This is a genomic window from Pedobacter sp. PLR (assembly GCF_026239675.1).
In the GTDB taxonomy this organism is placed as follows: domain Bacteria; phylum Bacteroidota; class Bacteroidia; order Sphingobacteriales; family Sphingobacteriaceae; genus Pedobacter.
On sequence record NZ_JAPIVQ010000006.1, the window covers coordinates 163,615 to 184,087 of the forward strand.

Annotated in this window: 16 protein-coding genes and 2 tRNA genes; 4 read left to right on the forward strand and 14 right to left on the reverse strand. The window is 42.3% G+C overall.

Annotated features, from left to right (window positions below; genetic code table 11):
• Window positions 1-9 precede the first annotated feature (9 nt).
• Entirely contained in the window at window positions 10-888 is an 879-nt protein-coding gene (locus OQX61_RS16000; protein ID WP_265842809.1) for a diacylglycerol kinase family protein, read from the forward strand.
• Window positions 889-934: 46 nt separating this feature from the next.
• Here the strand turns inward: OQX61_RS16000 and OQX61_RS16005 are convergent, their stop codons facing one another.
• From OQX61_RS16005 to OQX61_RS16040, 8 genes are all read right to left on the reverse strand, one after another.
• The gene (locus OQX61_RS16005; RefSeq protein ID WP_265842810.1) at window positions 935-1,585 is read right to left on the reverse strand and encodes an energy transducer TonB; all 651 of its coding nucleotides are present in this window, start codon (window positions 1,583-1,585) and stop codon (window positions 935-937) included.
• A 17-nt stretch (window positions 1,586-1,602) separates the two neighbouring features.
• Window positions 1,603-2,310 (reverse strand): peptidoglycan DD-metalloendopeptidase family protein, encoded by a 708-nt coding sequence (locus tag OQX61_RS16010; RefSeq protein ID WP_265842811.1) that lies wholly within the window; start codon window positions 2,308-2,310, stop codon window positions 1,603-1,605.
• 21 nt (window positions 2,311-2,331) lie between these two features.
• On the reverse strand, window positions 2,332-2,718 hold the full coding sequence (rbfA, locus tag OQX61_RS16015) for a 30S ribosome-binding factor RbfA (protein ID WP_265842812.1): 387 nt from the start codon (window positions 2,716-2,718) through the stop codon (window positions 2,332-2,334).
• 20 nt (window positions 2,719-2,738) lie between these two features.
• Complete coding sequence (gene hflX / locus OQX61_RS16020) at window positions 2,739-3,929, reverse strand: GTPase HflX (protein WP_265842813.1); 1,191 nt, start codon at window positions 3,927-3,929, stop codon at window positions 2,739-2,741.
• A gap of 22 nt (window positions 3,930-3,951) precedes the next feature.
• On the reverse strand, window positions 3,952-4,743 hold the full coding sequence (trpC, locus tag OQX61_RS16025; protein ID WP_265842814.1) for an indole-3-glycerol phosphate synthase TrpC: 792 nt from the start codon (window positions 4,741-4,743) through the stop codon (window positions 3,952-3,954).
• Window positions 4,744-4,746: 3 nt separating this feature from the next.
• Window positions 4,747-5,319 carry an aminodeoxychorismate/anthranilate synthase component II gene (locus OQX61_RS16030; protein WP_265843074.1) on the reverse strand — a complete coding sequence of 191 codons (573 nt, stop codon included), beginning with the start codon at window positions 5,317-5,319 and terminating at the stop codon, window positions 4,747-4,749.
• Window positions 5,320-5,338: 19 nt separating this feature from the next.
• On the reverse strand, window positions 5,339-6,742 hold the full coding sequence (locus OQX61_RS16035; RefSeq protein WP_265842815.1) for a chorismate-binding protein: 1,404 nt from the start codon (window positions 6,740-6,742) through the stop codon (window positions 5,339-5,341).
• 306 nt (window positions 6,743-7,048) lie between these two features.
• Window positions 7,049-7,501, reverse strand: coding sequence for a hypothetical protein (locus OQX61_RS16040; RefSeq protein WP_322973591.1), 453 nt, complete (start codon window positions 7,499-7,501; stop codon window positions 7,049-7,051).
• Window positions 7,502-7,945: 444 nt separating this feature from the next.
• Between OQX61_RS16040 and OQX61_RS16045 the strand changes: the two genes are divergently transcribed.
• Both OQX61_RS16045 and OQX61_RS16050 read left to right on the forward strand, forming a co-directional pair.
• Entirely contained in the window at window positions 7,946-10,672 is a 2,727-nt protein-coding gene (locus OQX61_RS16045) for an amidohydrolase family protein (protein WP_265842816.1), read from the forward strand.
• Window positions 10,665-11,978, forward strand: a complete 1,314-nt coding sequence (locus OQX61_RS16050; RefSeq protein WP_265842817.1) for an amidohydrolase family protein — start codon at window positions 10,665-10,667, stop codon at window positions 11,976-11,978. Before OQX61_RS16045 ends, OQX61_RS16050 begins: the two co-directional genes overlap by 8 nt.
• A 566-nt stretch (window positions 11,979-12,544) precedes the next feature.
• Here the strand turns inward: OQX61_RS16050 and OQX61_RS16055 are convergent.
• Window positions 12,545-12,688, reverse strand: a tRNA-Asp gene (locus tag OQX61_RS16055).
• Between the two features lie 98 nt (window positions 12,689-12,786).
• Window positions 12,787-12,897: transfer RNA gene (locus tag OQX61_RS16060), tRNA-Asp, on the reverse strand.
• 156 nt (window positions 12,898-13,053) lie between these two features.
• Here OQX61_RS16060 and OQX61_RS16065 point away from each other — a divergent pair.
• Window positions 13,054-13,527, forward strand: a complete 474-nt coding sequence (locus OQX61_RS16065) for an Lrp/AsnC ligand binding domain-containing protein (RefSeq protein ID WP_182959096.1) — start codon at window positions 13,054-13,056, stop codon at window positions 13,525-13,527.
• A gap of 99 nt (window positions 13,528-13,626) precedes the next feature.
• On the opposite strand, the gene OQX61_RS16070 is transcribed toward OQX61_RS16065, so the two are convergent.
• The 4 genes from OQX61_RS16070 to OQX61_RS16085 all read right to left on the reverse strand — a co-directional run bounded on the left by OQX61_RS16070 (window position 13,627) and on the right by OQX61_RS16085 (window position 20,473).
• Window positions 13,627-15,933, reverse strand: a complete 2,307-nt coding sequence (locus tag OQX61_RS16070) for a Tex family protein (RefSeq protein ID WP_265842818.1) — start codon at window positions 15,931-15,933, stop codon at window positions 13,627-13,629.
• 173 nt (window positions 15,934-16,106) lie between these two features.
• A complete protein-coding gene (locus OQX61_RS16075; protein WP_265842819.1) occupies window positions 16,107-17,093 on the reverse strand; it encodes a pyruvate dehydrogenase complex E1 component subunit beta in 987 nt (328 codons plus the stop codon).
• 85 nt (window positions 17,094-17,178) lie between these two features.
• The gene (locus tag OQX61_RS16080; RefSeq protein ID WP_265842820.1) at window positions 17,179-17,538 is read right to left on the reverse strand and encodes a VOC family protein; all 360 of its coding nucleotides are present in this window, start codon (window positions 17,536-17,538) and stop codon (window positions 17,179-17,181) included.
• Between the two features lie 22 nt (window positions 17,539-17,560).
• Window positions 17,561-20,473, reverse strand: a complete 2,913-nt coding sequence (locus tag OQX61_RS16085; protein ID WP_265842821.1) for a PD-(D/E)XK nuclease family protein — start codon at window positions 20,471-20,473, stop codon at window positions 17,561-17,563.

Consider the following 20,473-nt stretch of genomic DNA (forward strand, 5'->3'; position numbering starts at 1 on the left):
ACAATATCAATGGGAGCAGGCAATTCGAGCGCAAAATTACTTTTCATTATTAACCCCGGTTCAGGCAACCAGCAAATTAACTATTCTGAAGCCATAGACCTTCATTTTAAAGCTGCGTCAGAGAAAATTGAGATTTTTGAACTCCCTAAAAACTGTAGTTTAGAAAAAATCAAACAAGCTATTGATCAGTCGAAAGCCGATCGCGTGATCGCTGTTGGTGGTGATGGCACTTTAAAACTCGTTGCCGAATGCCTGGAGGGAACAAATATTCCAATTGGTATTATTCCGGCTGGTTCTGCCAACGGAATGGCCAAAGAATTAGGCATCCCCCTGGAACTGGAAGCTGCATTACAGGTAGCAGCAAAAGGACAGCCGAAGAAAATCCATGCCATCAAGGTAAACGGGGAGCTCTGTATCCACCTTGCCGATATTGGCTTTAACGCCTATATCATCAGACGTTTCGACAATCTGCCTCAGCGCGGAATGATAGGTTATGCAAAAGCCGCCTGGCAAGCCCTGTGGAGCCACCATAAAATGGAAGTGGAAATAGAAATTAAGGGACAGCAGATTAAAACTCAAGCTGCAATGGTGGTGATTGCCAATGCCACCAGCTATGGTACAGGGGTAAAAATCAATCCGGAAGGCGACCTGACAGACGATCTCTTTGAGGTGATTTTAGTCAAGAAGTATACGGTCATAGAAATATTGAAGGTCAGATTTACAGAACTCCCTTTTAATCCGGAGAAGATTGAACTTTTCCATACCAAAGACCTCTGTATCAAAACCAAACACAAAGTCCATTTTCAGGTAGACGGGGAGTATATGGGCAAAGTAAACCGCGTAGATGCGACGATTTTGCCGGCAGCCATTACCATCATTACGCCCTAAAAAAGCAGGAATTACACTAATGTACCCGCTTTTTAAATGCAAAAAACTAACGGCAGTACTTTGCAATCAAGTCATCAGCCAAACCAGAACCCATATTCCTGACGAACATAAAATCGGCACAGGCGCCCTGCAAATCTTTCTGTTTCAGCTTACGTTCCCCGGCTTTTACCCTTTCAGCAAAATAGGCCTCATCATAACCCAGTTCTTCTTTTAGCCTGGAGAATCTGGCTTCATCTTCCGGTTTATAGCTTGCTTTTCCTTTATTTTTATAGAAATTCATGATCACCTCGGTGACCCCGGTATTGGAGATATAATTGGCGATTGCCAGATTGATTTCTGCTTTAGTTTTTCCATCACAACCATAGCCGGTCAGTTCAAAAACCATCGGTGCGATGAGGACCACCGTAGAATCGTGCCCCTTTGGAACCTCCCATTTACCGCTACTGAGGCGGATCAGACGCAAGGCCTCCTGATCTAAATCTGTGCCTACGCCCGAACGAACCGCGGAGTAGAACACCTCCCCCTGATCATTTAACTTAAATTCAATGTTGACGACTCCCTCGATACAATGGTGTAATGAATAGGGTGGATACACCTTATTTTCCATCACAAAACGCTCCAGCCCACCTTTCAGGCGGGGTTGCGAAGCTGCAGAAAATCCGATCAGCAGGAAGCATAAAAAGAGAATCCTTTTCATACCCTAATTTACGGAAATTAAATCAATGCCGCTTTAAATGTGTGCTTTAATATTGCGGAAGGATCGGGAGAATTCAACAGGAATACTGCCTTTTGAGAAAACGGACAAACGCCCGGATAGTCTCCCCTGGCACTAAAAAGGTTGAAAATCAATTGAAAATGAAGGTGTGGAGGCCAGTGACCATTCTCTTCGGGGATCCCGAAAGTAGCAAATGCCGCTCCTTTGGCAATCTTTTGCCCTACTTTTAAATCAGCTATTGAGCTTAAGCTCAGGTGCCCGTATAAGGCATAGAATACCCGGCCATTGATGTCATATTTAAGGATAATGGTTGCCCCATAATCCCCGTAATGATCATTAAATTTAAAACTGTGGACTTCCGCTTTGTAAAAATTATAAACTTTTGTGCCTGCTGGGCCCCAGATATCGACCCCAAGGTGTAACCTACGGGGCTCTTCTCCAGCATCAAAATGAGAACTCCGGGCATAGATTGTCCGGTGTTCATCATATCCACCAATCCCGTAACGGGCATTGGCTTTGGCCATCTGACCGGTAATCCAATCACTAAAAACAGCCGTATCGGCCAATACTTCCGGACTCAGCTCCGTATTGCTTGCGGTAAAGTTAAATGGATACAATTGATCCGATGCCGGATCAAAATCTACTACTTTTCCAATAACTACGCCTTCCAGATTTAACGGATGCTTAACGGTTGCTGTTTCCTGCATATTTTATTTTAGCGGTATAAATTAATCCGCTGTTTCTTCTGTATCCTCTGCTTGTCTTGGCTCCTTAGCGATCTTATCAAAGATCTTGTCCATGTGCTGTACGTACTCATTAGTATCGTCCAGGAAGAACGTTAAGGTAGGCACTACCCTTGCCTGATGGCGAATTCTTGCACCTAATTTATACCTGATCTCACTAGAATGAGAATTTACTTCTGCCACAGATAAAGTGGTATTGTTGGTATTTAAAAAGCTTAAATACACCTTTGCTACGGCTAAATCCGGAGAAACGCGGACTTTAGTAATGGTAACCAGGGTATTCGGTAAATATGCTGCTCCTTCACGTTGAAATATACTTGCTAATTCCTCTTGCAGGACTCCGGCAAATTTCTGCTGACGTTTACTTTCCATAATTATTGCAATCTTAAATATTAATATAACAGCGTATCGTAAGGATAGCGGTCTGTATGTAAAGCTTTGACTTTATCGTACAATAGTTGTTTAAATTCTTCTAAATTCTCTTTGTGCAAGGCCGAGATAAACATCGCAGGGGCATTATTAGCTGCCATCCAGCTGTGCTCAAACTCTTCAAGGCTCAATGTAGATTTCTCGCCGTTCTCCAGATCCACTTCCGGACTCACATAGGCATCAATTTTATTGAACAGCACAATGGTTGGCTTGTCTCTTGCACCCAGGTCTTTTAAAGTTTCGTTGACCACATTGATCTGATCTTCAAAATTTGGATGAGAAATATCTACCACATGAATCAAAACGTTTGCTTCACGCACCTCGTCTAAGGTCGATTTGAAACATTCGATCAAATGGTGAGGCAGTTTGCGGATAAATCCAACCGTATCCGATAACAGGAAAGGAACGTTTTCGATCACCACTTTACGCACTGTTGTGTCTAAGGTGGCGAATAATTTATTTTCCGCGAACACTTCCGACTTCGACAACATGTTCATGATGGTTGATTTACCTACGTTGGTATAACCTACCAATGCCACACGAATCAGATCCGTACGGTTTTTCCTTTGTGTCTCATTTTGCTTATCGATGAGTTTCAGGCGTTCTTTCAAAAGAGAGATCTTTTCCAGAATCATCCTTCTATCACTCTCAATCTGAGTCTCACCAGGACCTCTCATTCCGATCCCCCCTTTCTGGCGCTCCAGGTGGGTCCATAAACGGGTTAATCGTGGTAATAAGTATTGCAGCTGAGCCAGCTCCACCTGCGTTTTCGCCTGTGCAGTTTGCGCCCTGCCTGCAAAAATATCCAGAATCAGGTTACTCCTGTCCAGCACTTTTACTTGCAGTTCACGCTCAATATTTCTCAGTTGTGAAGGAGACAATTCATCATCAAACACGACTAAATCTATTTCTTCCGACTTTACATAAGCCGCTATTTCTTCTAATTTTCCCGTACCTACAAAAGTACTACGGTCCGGTTTCTCCATTTTCTGAGTAAAAATGTTCGCCACAACACCTCCGGCAGTATCTACCAGAAATGCCAGCTCGTCTAAATACTCTTTAGTCTCTTCTGGTTTTTCACCTTGTCTTATTACGCCAACAAGAACAGCACGTTCAGGTTTAAGCGCGGTATCAAAATATTTTTGCTTTCCCATGTAGCCTACAAAGATACAAAAGTTATACCGAGATCAGCTGACTGACAAAGTCGGCCATTGATGCGCCCGGATTTTGAGTTTTCATGAAGTTTTCACCGATCAGGAAACCGTCAAATCCCGCTGCTCTCAATTCGTTGATGGTTATCGGGTCACTAATCGCACTTTCAGAAATTTTCAGAAAGTCATCAGGAATCTCGTCTACCAGGTCAAAAGAAGTCTGGATATTCACAGAAAAATCAGCCAGGTTACGGTTGTTTACACCGATGGCATCCAGCTCAGGAATCACGCTTCTTTGCAACTCATCCAGGTTATGAACTTCCAGCAACACATTCAAGCCCAGACTTTTAGCAAAAACAGCCATATCTTCAATCTCATCGGGAGTTAGAATCGCGGCAATCAGCAGGATAATGTCTGCCCCCAATGCTTTGGCTTCCAGAATCTGATACTCATCGATCATGAAATCTTTTCTCAGAATAGGAATGTTATTCGCAGCTCTGGCGGCTAATAAGTCGTTGGTATGTCCACCAAAGAAATCTACATCTGTTAACACGGAAAGCGCCGAAGCACCTGCTGCTGCATAGGCAGTAGTCACCTCTTCTACAGTCACTTTGTCATTAATGATGCCTTTTGAAGGAGAACGGCGTTTAAACTCGGCAATGATTCCCGAACGCTTTTCATCCAGCAAAAATTCTTCAAATGAATAAGGTGTACGGTTAAAGTGTATTGCCGATTCCAGCATTTTTGTAGAAACCAGTTCTTTGGCCAGGGCCACTTCTTCGCGCTTGCGAAGTACAATTTTATCTAAAATATTCATCTTTTAAGCTTCTAACCAGTTTTTCATCATTTCCTTACCGTATTCTGTCAGCACACTTTCAGGGTGAAACTGAACGCCTCTAACATCATATTCTTTATGCCTTAAGGCCATAATCTCCTGATCTTTATCAGTAGCAGTTATGGTTAAGCAATCAGGCAAGCCCTCATTATTCACCACCCAGGAATGGTAACGACCAACATTGATCACTTCCGGACAGTTATGGAAAAGTATTTCTTCCTTATCCAGTACCTGAATTGGGGTAGCGATACCATGCATCGGTCTGCCCAGGTTCAATAGCGTACCACCAAATGCCTGTGCAATGGCTTGTTGTCCTAAACACACCCCAAAGATACTCTTAGTGGCTGCATATTCTTTAATCACGTCCAATAACAAACCTGCTTCTTCCGGAATTCCCGGACCCGGCGAAAGGATAATTTTATCGTATTCCGCCACCGCCGACAATTCGAATTTATCATTACGCCAGACTTCTACTTCTCTACCTAACTCATTGACCAGGTGGACCAAATTATAAGTGAATGAATCGTAATTGTCAATTACCAATACTTTCTTCTGCATCTCTTTATCGTTTGTCATGTTATATGCCTGTGGCCATTTCTACAGCTCTGCGAAGTGCTGCAATTTTGTTATTTACTTCCTGCATTTCATTTTCAGGGATAGAATCGGCCACAATACCCGCTCCTGCCCTATAATGCAATTCATTGTTTTTACTCATAAAGGTACGGATCATGATGGCATGATTAAACGTATCGTTAAAGCCCATATATCCGATGGCACCGGCGTAAAAATTACGTCCTAAGCCTTCATATTCATCAATCAGCTGCATGGCGCGGTATTTTGGTGCACCGCTCAATGTTCCTGCCGGGTAAGTATCAGCCACTACTTTAAAAGAAGAAACATCTTTTTGCAGGTTACCGCTTACTTTAGACACGAGGTGGATCAAATGAGAATAATATTGTACTTCTTTGAAAGACTTCACCTCCACCCCACTGCAATGTCTGCTCAGGTCGTTTCTTGCCAGATCAACCAACATCACGTGTTCTGCGCTTTCCTTAGGATCCTGCTCCAGCTTTCTGGCCAGTTCCGCATCTTCTTCATCATTTCCGGTACGTTTAAAGGTACCTGCGATCGGGAAGATATTGGCTACATTGTTTTTAATGGTGATTTGTGCTTCCGGAGAAGAACCGAATAATTTGAAATTTCCATAGTCGAAATAGAAAAGATATGGAGAAGGATTGATGGAACGTAAGCAACGGTATACGTTAAACTCATCACCCAAAAACCCCTGTTTAAATGCTCTTGATGGCACAATCTGAAAAACATCACCTCTTAAAATGTGTGTTTTCATTTTGTCGACGATGTCCATAAAGCCCTGATCGGTTAGGTTAGAACTTTCTTCACCAATGGTTTTAAAGCTGTATTCCGGGAAGTTTTTATTCTGTACCAGGTATTCCATTTTCGCAAGATCATCGTCTTCATCACCGTTAAAAGTATTTTTAAACAGCGTCACTTCGTTCTTAAAGTGGTCTATAGCAATGATATACCGATAAATATGGTATTGCATCAATGGGATTTCCTCTCCTTCAGGGGAAGTCGCCTGGAAAGCGATATCTTCAAAATGGGGAATGGCATTCCAGGTGAAATAACCAAATAAACCGTTAGAGATATAGCGCGTATCTTCTACAACGCCAGGCTCGAACTGCTGCTTAAAAGCATCAATTTCTTCAGTAAGCACAAAGTTCTCTTTTTCTACTTTTTTTCCATCGGGAAAGTAAGTAGATAAGATGCCATTTTTCAATACGATCCCTGCCACTGGCTGGGCACACACGTAACTCACTGAGTTCTCACGGCTGTGGTAATCAGAACTTTCCAATAGAATGGTGTTCGGAAATACATCCCTCAGCCTCAGGTAAATGCTTACCGGAGTAGTGGTATCCGCAAGACGCTTCTTGTAAGTGGTGTTAATGATATAATTCTTCATCTTAAATCTTAGTTTTCATCAGTATGCAATTGTTTTTCATTGGATATCACTGTTTTTCAATTGTTATGAAGCTTGCAACCGCAGGTTTCATCGCCGTCGTAAAAAAAATTTTATAACAAAAAACCCGACGTGTGGTTACGTCGGGTTATAAGTGTGGTTTGGTTTAGGTTGATAAACTATAATGTACACGAAGCTACGACGAAACTCTTTTCAGAATTACTGCGCCATTGCCAAGTATGTATATTGTTAATCATGTGCAACAAAAATATAAATAAATCTTACAACACCAAATTAAATTGTGAAATTTTATGACACACCCCAAAATGTTCTCGTAGGATCAAGTTGTACCATCTGGATAATAGATGCAACGATAACGATCAGTCCAAGACCAAAATAAAGGGCAATAGTGCGGTGTTTTCCTGCTGCTTCCTCGATGCGTTTCGATCTTGCATTACCAACAGTAACTAAAATAGCCGCAAAAATCATCATTCCGATATGCTCCATTTTCCAATATCTAATCCCCGCTTCTACCAGTGGACTCAAGAAATATAAGATCAATCCAAATAAAATTTGGACGTGCACAAAGATCAATGTGAAAACATTTATCTTTCTATTTGCTTCTGTATAAGGTTTTTTTCCTAACCATCCAGCCAATGCCTGAACGATTGCCAGTACCAATAAAATTAAAACCAGGTAACGCCATCCTGAATGCGCACTTTTCAAAATCTTATATAAATCCATAACGAGTTTTTCTTTCAAACTTAACTAATAAAAAACAGTTTAAAAAAAAGGAGAATTAGTAATCGAAATTTAAAACCATTATAAACTAAATGAAAGGATCTTAAGCGTTCGGGTTATTCGTCGGTAATCCACAATTATGGTCATGCTATCCACATTTGTGACTTACCACTCTATTTTACTACCCTGCAACTCACAATAACAGGTAGGCTATCCACATTTTCGAACCAATTATTCCATTTCACAGCCTGCAACTCACAATAACAGGTAAGCTATCCACATTTCCGACTTAATTTCCCGGTTTTCAACCTCTGAAATTCACAATTACCAACAAGCGCTACACATTTGTTGACAAAACCTCAGTAATTGTGGACAAAGCCGCTCCCTTTAATTCGTAAAAAATAGGTTATAAACAAATCCCCCAACTTTTTTAGGTTAGATTTAGCTACTAAAACTAAATTTTTTATGAAGAAAACTCTACTCTCACTAGCGTTGGTTTTTTCTGGCACCCTGGTATTTGCGCAACAGAGCTACCCTGTAAACGGCTCTTACGACATCAGACCGGGGAATTACGCGTTTACCAATGCAAATATTGTGGTAAATGCCAGCCAGACCATCCCTAATGGAACCTTATTGATTAAAGGACAAACCATCCAATCGGTGGGCACCGGTACCGCAGTACCGAAAGGCTATGTGGTCATCGACCTGAAAGGAAAATTCATTTACCCTTCTTTGGTGGATGCTTTTTCTGGTTATGGCGTACCGGAAAGCAACAGAACCTTAACCGGCGGAACGCGTCAATCGATATTCACCTCTACTAAAAAAGGAGCTTACGGCTGGAATGAGGCCATCAGACCGGAGACACAAGTCAATGGAATATTTGCCATCGACACGAAAAAAGCGGATGAACTGCGTAAAGCCGGATTTGGTAGCGTAAACGTCATCAATAGAGATGGTATTTCCCGCGGAACCTCATCGGTTGTCACTTTGAGCGATGAAAGAGAAAACAGCATCATGCTGAAACCTGAAGCTTCCGCCAATTATTCTTTCAACAAAGGAACTTCGCAAAACGATTACCCGACCTCATTAATGGGCTCGATTGCCCTGTTGCGCCAGACCTATTATGACGCACAATGGTATGGCAAACAAAAAGAAGAATACAACATTTCTCTGGAAGCCTTTAACAAACAACAGACTATCCCTCAGATATTTGAAGCCGATGGCTGGCAAAACATTTTGCGCGCCGATAAAATCGGAAAAGAGTTTGGCAAACAGTACATTATAAAATCTAATGGCGATGAATATCAGCGAATTGAGGCCGTAAAAGCAACCGGGGCCAGCTTGATTATCCCAATCAACTTCGTAAAAGCATACGATGTGGAAGATCCGGCAGATGCGAGAAATGTGACTCTGGCACAAATGAAAGGCTGGGAAATGGCGCCTTCCAATCCGGGAATCCTGGAAAAAGCAGGCATCAGGTTCTCTTTAACTGCCTTCGGACTGGATAAAGCCGGTGATTTCTGGACCAATATCCGCACTGCGATAGACAATGGCTTAAGTCAAAAACAAGCCCTTTTATCCGTTACAGAGATTCCAGCTGCCATGATCGGAGTTTCCGACAAGGTAGGAACCCTGGAAAAAGGGAAACTGGCCAATTTCATTATCACTTCCGATACGCTTTTCAAAAAGACCAATATCGTATTGGAAAACTGGGTACAGGGAAAACGATTCATCACCAGTAAAAAAGATGAAAAAGATACCTTAGCAAAAACTCTGGCGAAAAAAGAAATAGAAAAGCCGGTTCTAAATGAAGGCACGCTCATCTATCCATTCACTGCTTTTGGTACGGCCAGTCCTGTAAAACAGGAAAGCGTATTGTTAAAAAACGCAACGGTATGGACGAATGAAAAAGAAGGAATCCTGCAAAATGCGGACGTATTGCTGGAAAACGGCAAAATTAAAGCGGTAGGAAAAAACCTGAGCGCAGGCAATGCGAAAGTCATTGATGCTACAGGAAAACACATTACACCGGGAATGATCGATGAACATTCTCATATTGCCGGAACGGGCGGTATCAATGAAGGCGCACAAGCTTCTTCTGCGGAGGTTCGGATTGCGGATATCATCAACTCAGAAGATGTGAATATCTATCGTCAGCTTGCGGGTGGGGTCACCACTTCTCATATCCTTCATGGTTCAGCAAATCCGGTAGGCGGACAAGCGCAGCTGATCAAACTTCGCTGGGGAAAGCTGCCTGAAGAATTGAAATTCGCAGGTGCTGATGGCTTTATCAAATTCGCCCTTGGTGAAAATGTGAAGCAAAGTAATTTTGGTACAGGGGCTCGTTTCCCGGTCACCAGAATGGGTGTCGAACAGTCTTTTGTAGACGAGTTTACACGCGCAAAGGAATATAAAGCGGCATTATCCGGCAAAGGAAACAACGTAAGGAGAGATTTAGAGCTGGATGCGATTGTCGAAATACTGGACAATAAGCGTTTCATTACCTGTCATTCCTATGTACAGTCTGAAATCAATATGCTGATGAACGTTGCCGATAGCCTTGGCTTTAAAATCAATACTTTCACCCATATTCTGGAAGGCTACAAAGTGGCCGACAAAATGAAAGCGCGTGGAATCAATGCCTCCACGTTCTCAGATTGGTGGGCTTATAAAATGGAAGTTGCAGAGGCGATACCTTACAATGGAAAAATCATGCACAATGTAGGCATCACCACGGCTTTCAATTCTGATGATGCAGAAATGGCGCGCAGATTGAATCAGGAGGCCGGTAAAGCAGTCTTGTATGGTGGCGTATCAGAAGAAGACGCGTTGAAGTTTGTGACCTTAAACCCCGCTAAAATGCTCCACATCGACAACAAAGTGGGCAGTCTCAAAGCTGGCAAAGATGCAGACGTCGTGATCTGGTCTGCAAATCCACTATCCATTTATGCAAAAGCGGAGAAAACTTTTGTAGATGGCGTTTCTTACTGGGACATTGAGCGCGATGAGCAGCTGAGAAAAGATCAGCAGATTGAACGCGCAAGAATCCTGAAAAAAATGCAGGAAAGTAAAGGTAAAGGTGGAAAAACACAGCGTCCAACTGCTGAAAGCCCGCGGATGTACCATTGCGAAACCGTAGAAGATTATGCTATGGAACTAAACGAATCAGAAAGGACACATGCTCATGAATAAATATATTTTAACCGTATTCCTTACCGCAGCGGCAACGGTTTCCGCTTTCGCACAGGCGAATATCTCTCCGGCTCCGGCACAAAGCAAGCTTACTTACGTGCTGGGCGCCAAATTACACCTTGGCAATGGCAGTGTGATTGAAAATGGCTACCTGATTTTTGATAAAGGAAAGATCACCGGAATTGGAGATGCCACGGTGGTTCGTCTGGATATGAGCAAAGGAAACCTGATTCAGGCGAATGGTAAACATGTATATCCTGGCTTTATCGCCCCGGTCAGCAATTTAGGACTGACGGAATTTGAGTCGGTAAAAGCTACGCTGGACTTTTCGGAGATCGGCAATATCAACCCTCATATCCGCGCTATCATTGCTTACAACACGGATTCTAAGGTTCCGGCAACCTTGAGAAGCAATGGTGTTTTGATGGCACAGGTTACACCACAAGGTGGAATGGTGTCCGGAAGTTCTTCTGTAGTGCAGCTGGACGCCTGGAATTGGGAAGATGCGGCAATTAAAAAAGATGATGCGATGCACATCACCTGGCCGGTAGTACCTAAAGGCAGAGGTGGCTTTGGCTCCCGCGGGCCTGTAATTACTCCGGACGTATTGAAAGAAAGGGCGCAAAATGCAATCAATGAGTTGGATCAGCTTTTTGCAGAGTCTAAAGCTTATGCAGAAACGGCAAAACCTGCGGTAACGAATGCACGCCTTGCCGCAATGAAGAACCTTTTTAAGGGTACTCAGCGGTTATTTATCAATGTGGATCAGGAGAAAGATATCATTGCAGCAGTAAATTTTTCGAAAAAATATCAGCTTACTCCTGTGATTGTTGGTGGTGATGATGCTTACCTGATCACGGATTTCTTAAAGCAAAACAATGTGGCCGTGATCGTAAAACAGCCGCATGCTTTGCCGAATTCTGTAGATGATGATGTGAATATGCCTTATAAGAATGCGGCCGTATTGGCCAATGCAGGCGTAAACGTTGTCGTTAGCATTGATGGTTACTGGCAACAACGCAACCTTCCCTTTATGGCTGGAACCGTTGCTGCATGGGGATTAGATCCTGAAAAGGCGCTACAAACGATTACTTTGAATACTGCAAAAGTGCTGGGTATCGACAAAACTACCGGAAGTTTAGAGCTGGGTAAGGACGCGACGTTCTTTATCTCCTCCGGTGATGCACTGGATATGAAGAGCAATCATGTAGAACAGGCTTTTATTCAGGGAAGAGACATCAACCTGGATAACCTCCATAAACAGCTGGACAAAAAGTTCAGTGAAAAGTATCAATTGAAACCTTAAATTTTTTTGGTTTATCCGGGCGGCTGTTTTTTTCAAAACAGCCGCTTTTTTTTGTCTGAAAAACCGGGTGATCAAAGGTGTAAAATTGCGCATGGAAACACCGATTTACCTGGAATGTTGAATGCTGGAAAAAGAGCTTTGATACTGGTCGGAAAGAGCCTTAGTTTGAGTTAGGGTTGCCGTACGGTTCGGAAGGGGTTCGGTTAGTCTAGCCCTTACCAAGGGTACGGCAACCGTTTCTGTACCCCTTCTGTACCCTATCCGAAGGTGCCGTTCTTCCCGACTACAACCCGACCACAACTACTACCGAAACAAAACGCTCCCGGAGCCCTAAAACCGAGGTCCTGCGAATAAAAAAAAGCAGCAGTTATGCTTTAAAAACAGGCCTGTTAAAAGCGTATTTAAAAGACGATAAACCTGGTTGGAAATTTAAAAGAAAGGATGCAATGAAGTTTTAGAAAAAAGGATTTTTAAATCCGGTTGTTTTTTGATGGAAAGGCGCTAAAAAGAAAGTGACCTCATCCAAGGTCACTTTTTTTTAACTAACTTATTATTCATAAAAAAACTGGCTGTTGGGGAAGGAGTCGAACCTTCAAGGGGTAGTTAGCTATAGTTCAAAATCAATTGTGGTCAACCCATAAACTACGTTTATCCCATTAATCCCCACCACCGAGACAAGGAGGCGTGTCTGCCAATTTCACCACCCAACAAAATAAATAAAGTACAATCTTCTGAGTTTTAAGCGTTAAGTCGTAAATTTCCAATGCACCTTATATTAGAACTGAAAAACTTACCACTCAAAAACTCATGGCTGTAGGGGAAGGAGTCGAACCTTCAAGGAGTAGTTAGCCCTTACGGGTTTTCCATATTCTCCACCACCGAGACAAGGAGGTGCGTCTGCCAATTCCACCACCCTACAGAGTATAAGCAAATGTTAAAAGAACGATTATTTTTTGTTACTTGCTTGATACAAATGTAACAACAACCCTATTACGTTGCAAATATTTTAATCATTTTATTTTATTATTACCATATTAATAATTATATTTGAATATCGTTAACAAATATCAAAATCATGCTTAAAAAAGAAAGCCAAAATTTAGAAATTGATAACCTGGATATTGACATTTTAAAACAGTTAATGCAGGATGCGACGAAACCTTATACGGAAATCGCTAAAGATCTGATCGTTTCCGGTGGAACCATCCATGTAAGAATGAAAAAACTACAGGAAATGGGCATTATTAAAGGTTCTCATTTGATGATTGATCCGCAAAAAGCAGGATATGATATCTGTGCATTCCTTGGAATCTATCTGGAGAAAGGGATACAATATAAAGATGCAGTCGCACAACTGAGTAAAATCAAGGAAGTAGTAGAACTACATTATACGACCGGTGCTTATAGTATGTTCGCTAAAATCATTTGCAGGGACACCAATCATTTGAGACATGTGCTGAATGAGGAAATACAGGCGGTGGAAGGAATCCAACGTACGGAAACCCTGATTTCACTGGAAGAAAGTATCAGAAGACAGATTGAATTGTAATTCAATCTGTCTGTCTTTCTAAATAAAAAAAGGTTCAGCAATTACGCCGAACCTTTTCTGTTTGATCTCAACTATCAAGATCAACCTATAACGGATTGGTTATTTAAACATATTCTTCAAAGCTTCCAGTTTCACCTGTAAGTCACCTTCTGCTTGTGCTTTCCCCTTCTGATCCGGTTTTTGACCCGATTTTGGTCTGGCACCAGCGGTATTCGCCGGTTTATTGAAAGTCTTTGCGCGCTCTTCGGGTTTTCCTGTTGTTTTCACCTTAGGCTTCGCTTCTCCGGATTTCATGGATAAAGAAATACGTTTTCTTGCTGCATCAACTTCTACCACGGTTACTTCTACCTTCTGATGCACTTTTACCACATCATTCGGGTTGGCTACAAAACGATCTGCCAGCTGACTGGTATGCACCAAACCATCCTGATGAACGCCTATATCCACAAAAGCACCAAAATTGGTAATATTGGTTACGATTCCCGGAAGTTTCATTCCTATTCTCAAATCTGCGATTTCATTGACGCCATCTGTAAAGCTAAAGGCCTCAAATTGCTCCCTTGGATCTCTCCCTGGTTTTGCCAATTCGTTCATAATGTCGTTTAAAGTCGGCAAACCGATCTCCTCAGTTACATATTGCTGCAGCTTGATTTGTTTTCTTAATTCTGCATCTTTTACAAGTTGTGCAACGCTACAGTTCAGGTCTCTGGCCATTTTATTCACCAAAGCATAACGCTCCGGGTGAACGCCACTTGAATCTAACAACTGCTCTGCATCCCTGATTCTCAGGAAACCCGCAGCCTGCTCAAATGCCTTACCGCCTAAACGAGGAACCTTTTTCAGGCTTTCTCTATTTTTAAACGCCCCGTTTTCATCTCTGTAAGTCACGATATTCTGCGCCAACTGTGGTCCCAGACCGGATACATAAGCCAATACCTGCTTAGAAGCAGTATTTAACTCTACGCCTACCGCATTCACACAGCTCATCACCGTATCATCCAGCGACTGTTGCAATTTGTTCTGGTCTACATCGTGCTGGTATTGTCCGACACCAATAGACTTAGGGTCGATCTTGACCAGTTCTGCCAGTGGATCCATCAATCTCCTGCCGATAGAAACTGCACCACGAACGGTAATATCCTGCGTAGGGAACTCTTCACGTGCCACATCCGAAGCGGAATAAATAGAAGCACCGTTTTCATTTACCATCACAATAGTGACATCAGGGATCTGCAAACCGCGGACAAACACTTCTGTTTCCCTTCCGGCCGTACCGTTACCGATAGCAATGGCTTCTACCTGATGCTTTTTGCAAAGCTCAATAATTTTATCTGCTGCGTTTTTCACATTCCCTTGTCCGGTATGTGGGTATATCGCTGTATTTTCTAATAGTTTTCCTTGTCGGTCCAAACAAACCACCTTACATCCGGTACGAAATCCCGGATCAATTGCCAATACGTTTTTCTGTCCCATTGGCGCTGCCAATAACAACTGTCTGGCGTTTTCAGCAAACACACGAATCGCTTCTATATCGGCTTTCTCTTTTGAAAAAGAACGGATTTCAGTTTCCATCGCTGGTCCTAAAAGACGTTTGTAAGAATCCTGAATGGCCATTTTCACTTGTTTCGCCGCCGGAGAATTCCCTTTCAGGAACTGCCCTTCGATGATGGAAATTGCACCTTCTTCTTCCGGCATTGTTTCCAGTTTCAAAATGGCTTCATTTTCCCCTCTTCTCATGGCCAGCACACGGTGTGATGGTGCCGCTTTTAGTGGCTCTTCCCATTCAAAATAATCTTTATACTTGATACCTTCCGCTTCTTTACCTTTCATTACAGAAGATTTGAAAGAAGATTTTTGCTGAAAATACTGGCGCATTGCGGTTCTGACTTCCACATGCTCATTTACGATCTCTGCAATGATGTCTCTTGCGCCTGCCAGGGCTTCTTCAATAGAATTTACGCCCAGCTCAGCGTTTAAGAAGGCGTTAGCTTCCGAATCCGGATTTCCTTTACCTTGTTCCAAAAGCGTTAATGCCAATGGCTCCAGTCCTTTTTTACGCGCTTCAGAAGCTCTGGTTTTGCGTTTAGGTTTATAGGGAAGGTAGATATCTTCGATCGCGGTGATATTGGTCGCTTCATTGATCTGATGCTCCAGTTCAGGGCTCAGTTTATCCAATGCGGCCAGAGCTTTCAGAATTGCTTCTCTACGTTTATCGAGCTCACGAAGTTGTTGAAATCTATCGCGGATTGCCGCTACCTGAACTTCATCCAGACTTCCGGTCATTTCCTTCCTATAGCGGGAAATAAATGGTACGGTAGCACCGGCATCTAACAATTCGATGGTTGCAACAACCTGTTTTTCAGCTACCGAAAGCTCGGCAGCGATTATTTTGGAATGATGACTCATTTAATGATCTTTTGATATGCTAACGTACAATTGTGGCCAAAATTAAGGCTAACAATTGATATCCTCAAATAAATAATGTGTTAATGAATTGTTGCCCACCGGTTAGGATAGGTTAAAAAAAATCCCGTTGGTAAATACCAACGGGATCCTATATTAACGATGTAATTTGTAACTTATTTTGCTACGTACATCACTTCTTTTACTGCTTTAATTACTTTTTCAGCGTTAGGTAAACTAGCCGCGATAAGTGTTGGTGCATATGGAAGTGGAACGTCAGCGCAAGTGATACGTAAGATCGGTGCATCTAAGAAGTCAAAAGCATTCTTCTGAACATTAAATGCGATCTCAGAAGAGATGGAAGCCAATGGCCATGCCTCTTCAACTACCACTAAACGGTTGGTTTTCTTAACAGATTCGATGATGGTTGCATAGTCAATAGGACGTACAGTACGTAAATCGATTACTTCCACACTGATTCCTTCTTTAGTCAACTCTTCAACAGCCGGGTTCACTACACGGGTTAACATTTTACCGAAAGTAACGATGGTTACATCAGTACCTTCTTTTACCACGTTAGCTTTTCCGATAGGCAGGTAATATTCTTCTTCAGGAACTTCACCTTTATCACCATACATCACCTCAGATTCCATGAAAATCACTGGATCCGGATCAATAATAGCTTGTTTTAATAAACCTTTAGCTTCGTAAGGAGTAGATGGAACTACTACTTTTAAACCCGGGCAGTTTGCAAACCAGTTCTCAAAGTTTTGAGAGTGCTGTGCACCTAGCTGACCTGCATTTCCGGTTGGGCCACGGAATACGATCGGAATAGAGAATTGACCTCCACTCATTGAAAGCATTTTGGCTGCACCGTTAATAATCTGATCAATGGCAACCAATGAGAAATTGAAAGTCATAAATTCTATGACCGGAACTAATCCATTCATTGCTGCGCCAATACCAATACCGGTAAAGCCCATTTCGGCAATAGGAGTATCAATCACGCGTTTGTCGCCAAACTCGTCTAACATACCCTGACTTACTTTATAAGCACCATTGTATTGCGCTACTTCTTCACCCATCAAAAAAATGTTCTCGTTTTTACGCATTTCTTCACTTAGGGCTTCACGTAACGCTTCTCTAAATTGAATTTCTCTCATTGTATATTCAAATATTAACTGATGGCAAATATAACCATTGTAAATTAATTATAAAGTAGTGTTTTAATTACACTGTGATTTCCGTTTAATTGTCTTCATTTTCGGAGGGCTCGCCGAAATGAATAATGTTGCCATTGTTGTCCAAAATTGAGAACTGACGCATTCCCCAGGGCATTAAAGCCAGCTTTCCGTTCGGATGCACAATCCCTTGTTGCTCATATTCCTGATACAATTGCTCCACCTTATTTACATTAATATAACAGCCTGTATGCTTTGGAATGGCAGGATCTTCGGTAAACCAGAGGTGAATGAACACCTGTTCCCTGCTGAAAATCAGGTAACCATCCCATTCAGAATGGAAGGTAAAGCCCAATTTTTGGGTATAAAAAGCAATGGTTTCCGCTTGATTGTTGAAGGCCAGAATCGGGACCGCTGATAGTAACATAGGCGCTGTTTTTTTTTCTTAATTATTTTCCACAAAGGGTAAGATACGGACAATACATACAATTTTCTGCTACCGTAGTATGCTTAAAAGGAAGGTCCGGATTGAATAATTCTTCTAGTTTTTCGCGTAATAACGTCGTAAAACTTCCTTTTAATTCTTCCAGATGTTCTGCTTGTAACAGCAATCTCTTTCTGTTTTCTTTCAGATAGAACAAGGTACCTTCTTCGCGCATTTTACGAACGATATACAGGTTGGGCTCTACACCGGAAATCCCTTTTGCCTGCTCATATACATAAGTATAAAACAAGGTTTGAACCAGGGCTTTGTTTTGCTTATTACTCTCGCTGTCAAACAGTTCATCAATAGAAGAAAAACCAATTTCATCCCTTCCGGTTTTATAATCGACGATTCTGGTGACCCCGTTACGCTGGTCTACCCTGTCAATAATACCAAACAAAGTCAGTTTCCGTTCTTCTCCTTTTACCTTAATCGGGAAGGTAATCACATAATCATCCGCATTTTCCAGTTCTACCAGCGAAAATGGTGCCTGCTGCTCGTCATGATCCAGGATTACATTGGCATATTCAGCCACAATAGCCAGCATCACCTGCTGCATTCCATTGTATTCCAGTAGCCGTTCCTCCTTATTAAACATCACTTTAGAAAAAGCAACTTTGCACATTTCTGTGAGCTGTTTTCTGTTTTCGGCGATGCGTTCTTTAGTGATGTAAGGGCTTTCGTCTTTTAATTTCTGATAAAAATTCTCCAGGACAAGGTGTAAAGTAGAACCAATACTATTGGCTTCAAGATTTTCCGCCAGCTCTTCCGGCTCTTCTACTTTAGCAATGTATTTATAGAAAAACTGCACCGGACAATTGAGGTAAGTCGTTAGTCTGGTGGCGGATAATTTAACCGGATCCTGCTCCTGATTGTCCAGATAGGTATGTAAACGCCTTAATACCTCTCCTTCTTTTTTAATATCAAATGCTACTTTCGGCTCAATGGCAAGGGATTGCGACTGGTCGAAATATTTAAAAGTATAGCCGCTTTCAAATTCCAGCTGCTTTAAAAAGCGACTTGGTTCGCCGGTATTACTGTCGTCTGCCTGACCGTTATACACCAGACTTACCTTATTGGAACGCTGTAATAAACGGTAAAACATATAGGCAGAAATGGCGTCCTGGTTTTCAATAACCGGTAATCCATAAGCCCTGCGGATACTGTCGGGGATGAAACTAGGCGATACATTGATCTGGGGAAGGATGCCTTCCGTTACGCCAAGTACATATACATGCTCGAAATCCAGGCTTCTGCTTTCCAGTAAGCCCATCACCTGTACCCCTTGCAAAGGCTCTCCGCTCAATGGAACCGCAATTCCCTGCACCGCTTTTTGCATCAGCGAAAGCACAAAAGAAAGTGGCAGATGCGCCGCATAATCTTCTAAAGTATCGTGTAATCTGTTGAGTTCTTTTAAGGTGGCCCCAAATAAATCGGCTTCCGTTTGTTTTAAGGTCTGCTCTTCCAGTTGTCTTTCCAATATCAATTTAAAGACCTGTTGTAAATGATCAATGGCCATTAAGCCTTTGTCTACTTTGGCGAAGAACAAGGTGGACAAATCATCTTTTTGCAGGGTTTTTACCGGAACATCAATCAATTGATCTTTCAGAATCTCCTGTTGTATGGTATCCCTCAGGGCAGGTAAAACGCCTGTTAAGGGGTGAGAAAGGAAAGCTTCAACTTCTCTGTAATAGATGGTGTCTTTTTTCCCTTCAATCAGTTGCGCCTGAACACTCAGCCATAAATCTGCAAGTCCAAAAATGGAAGTTGCCAATAAGGGATAACCCATGGTAACGTTCAATTCGATGTTAGACACACCGCCTGCATGTTGATACTTGGTGGGAATGGTTTGTAAAACCGGCAATAACAAGCTTTCATCGGCAAGGATCAGTGCAATTTTACCGGCATTGTCTGCTACATCCAATAATGGATAATCCTGTAACAATTCCTGATGAAGAATCTTTGCCTGTGCCGTTTGCCCCTGTGTTTTGTACACATTAATTTCTTTCTGCTGATTTCTAATCAGGTCTTTTGCCGCGCCCAAAGCGTTCGGCAGGCCTAATTTCTGAATGTTCTTTCTCAGGAATAAACCGGCTTCCTGAGTATCATCATCCATATAGTATTTGTCGACATCAAAATAGAACAAAGCTTTTTCATCTTTATTCCATCTTTTGAAAATCACGGCTTCAGCATTGCTAAGTGCATTAAAACCGGCCAGCACAATTTTTCCTGCTTTAAAAGCATCGGTAAATTCCGGCAGATCGGCTTTCCCTTCTGCCAGCTGGCGATAGATATAAGCCATTGTGGTATAGCCTTTTTCTCTTAATGCCGCATGAAATCCACGGTATAGTTTAGGCATTCGTCTCCACATGCGGATAAACTGTTCCTGGTGGTATTGCTGCTTTCCGGAAGAGAATGACGACCAGAACTGCTCTAAAAACTGTTGCTGTTCTTCGGTCAGGTGCTGAAAATCCTTTTCAATCACGGCTATATCTTCCAGCTCCTGAAACAACTGATCTGCATTTACCAGATCGTTGTCTATTTGAGAAAAATCACTAAGAATGATCCTTGCGATGGGATAGAAAACATCAGGATTGAGCGGTTTTCCGCCTTCTTCAATTAGGAGCTTGTTGTATTCTTTTAACAGGGTGAAGAACTGCGTAAAGCCATCGGCCACCTGCAAATGTGTAGACAGCGCAAAAAACTCCTGAATGGTGAAGAATGAGGGGGCCCAAAAAGGCTTCCTCAGCGTATCAGCCAAATGGTTTTGCAGGTAGGGAACCGGTCTTTTGTTGTTAAAAACTACTGCGGCATGGTGCAGATCCGAACCCAATCTTTTTACTAAATCTTCTGCAACTTCTTTTAAAAACGCCTTCAT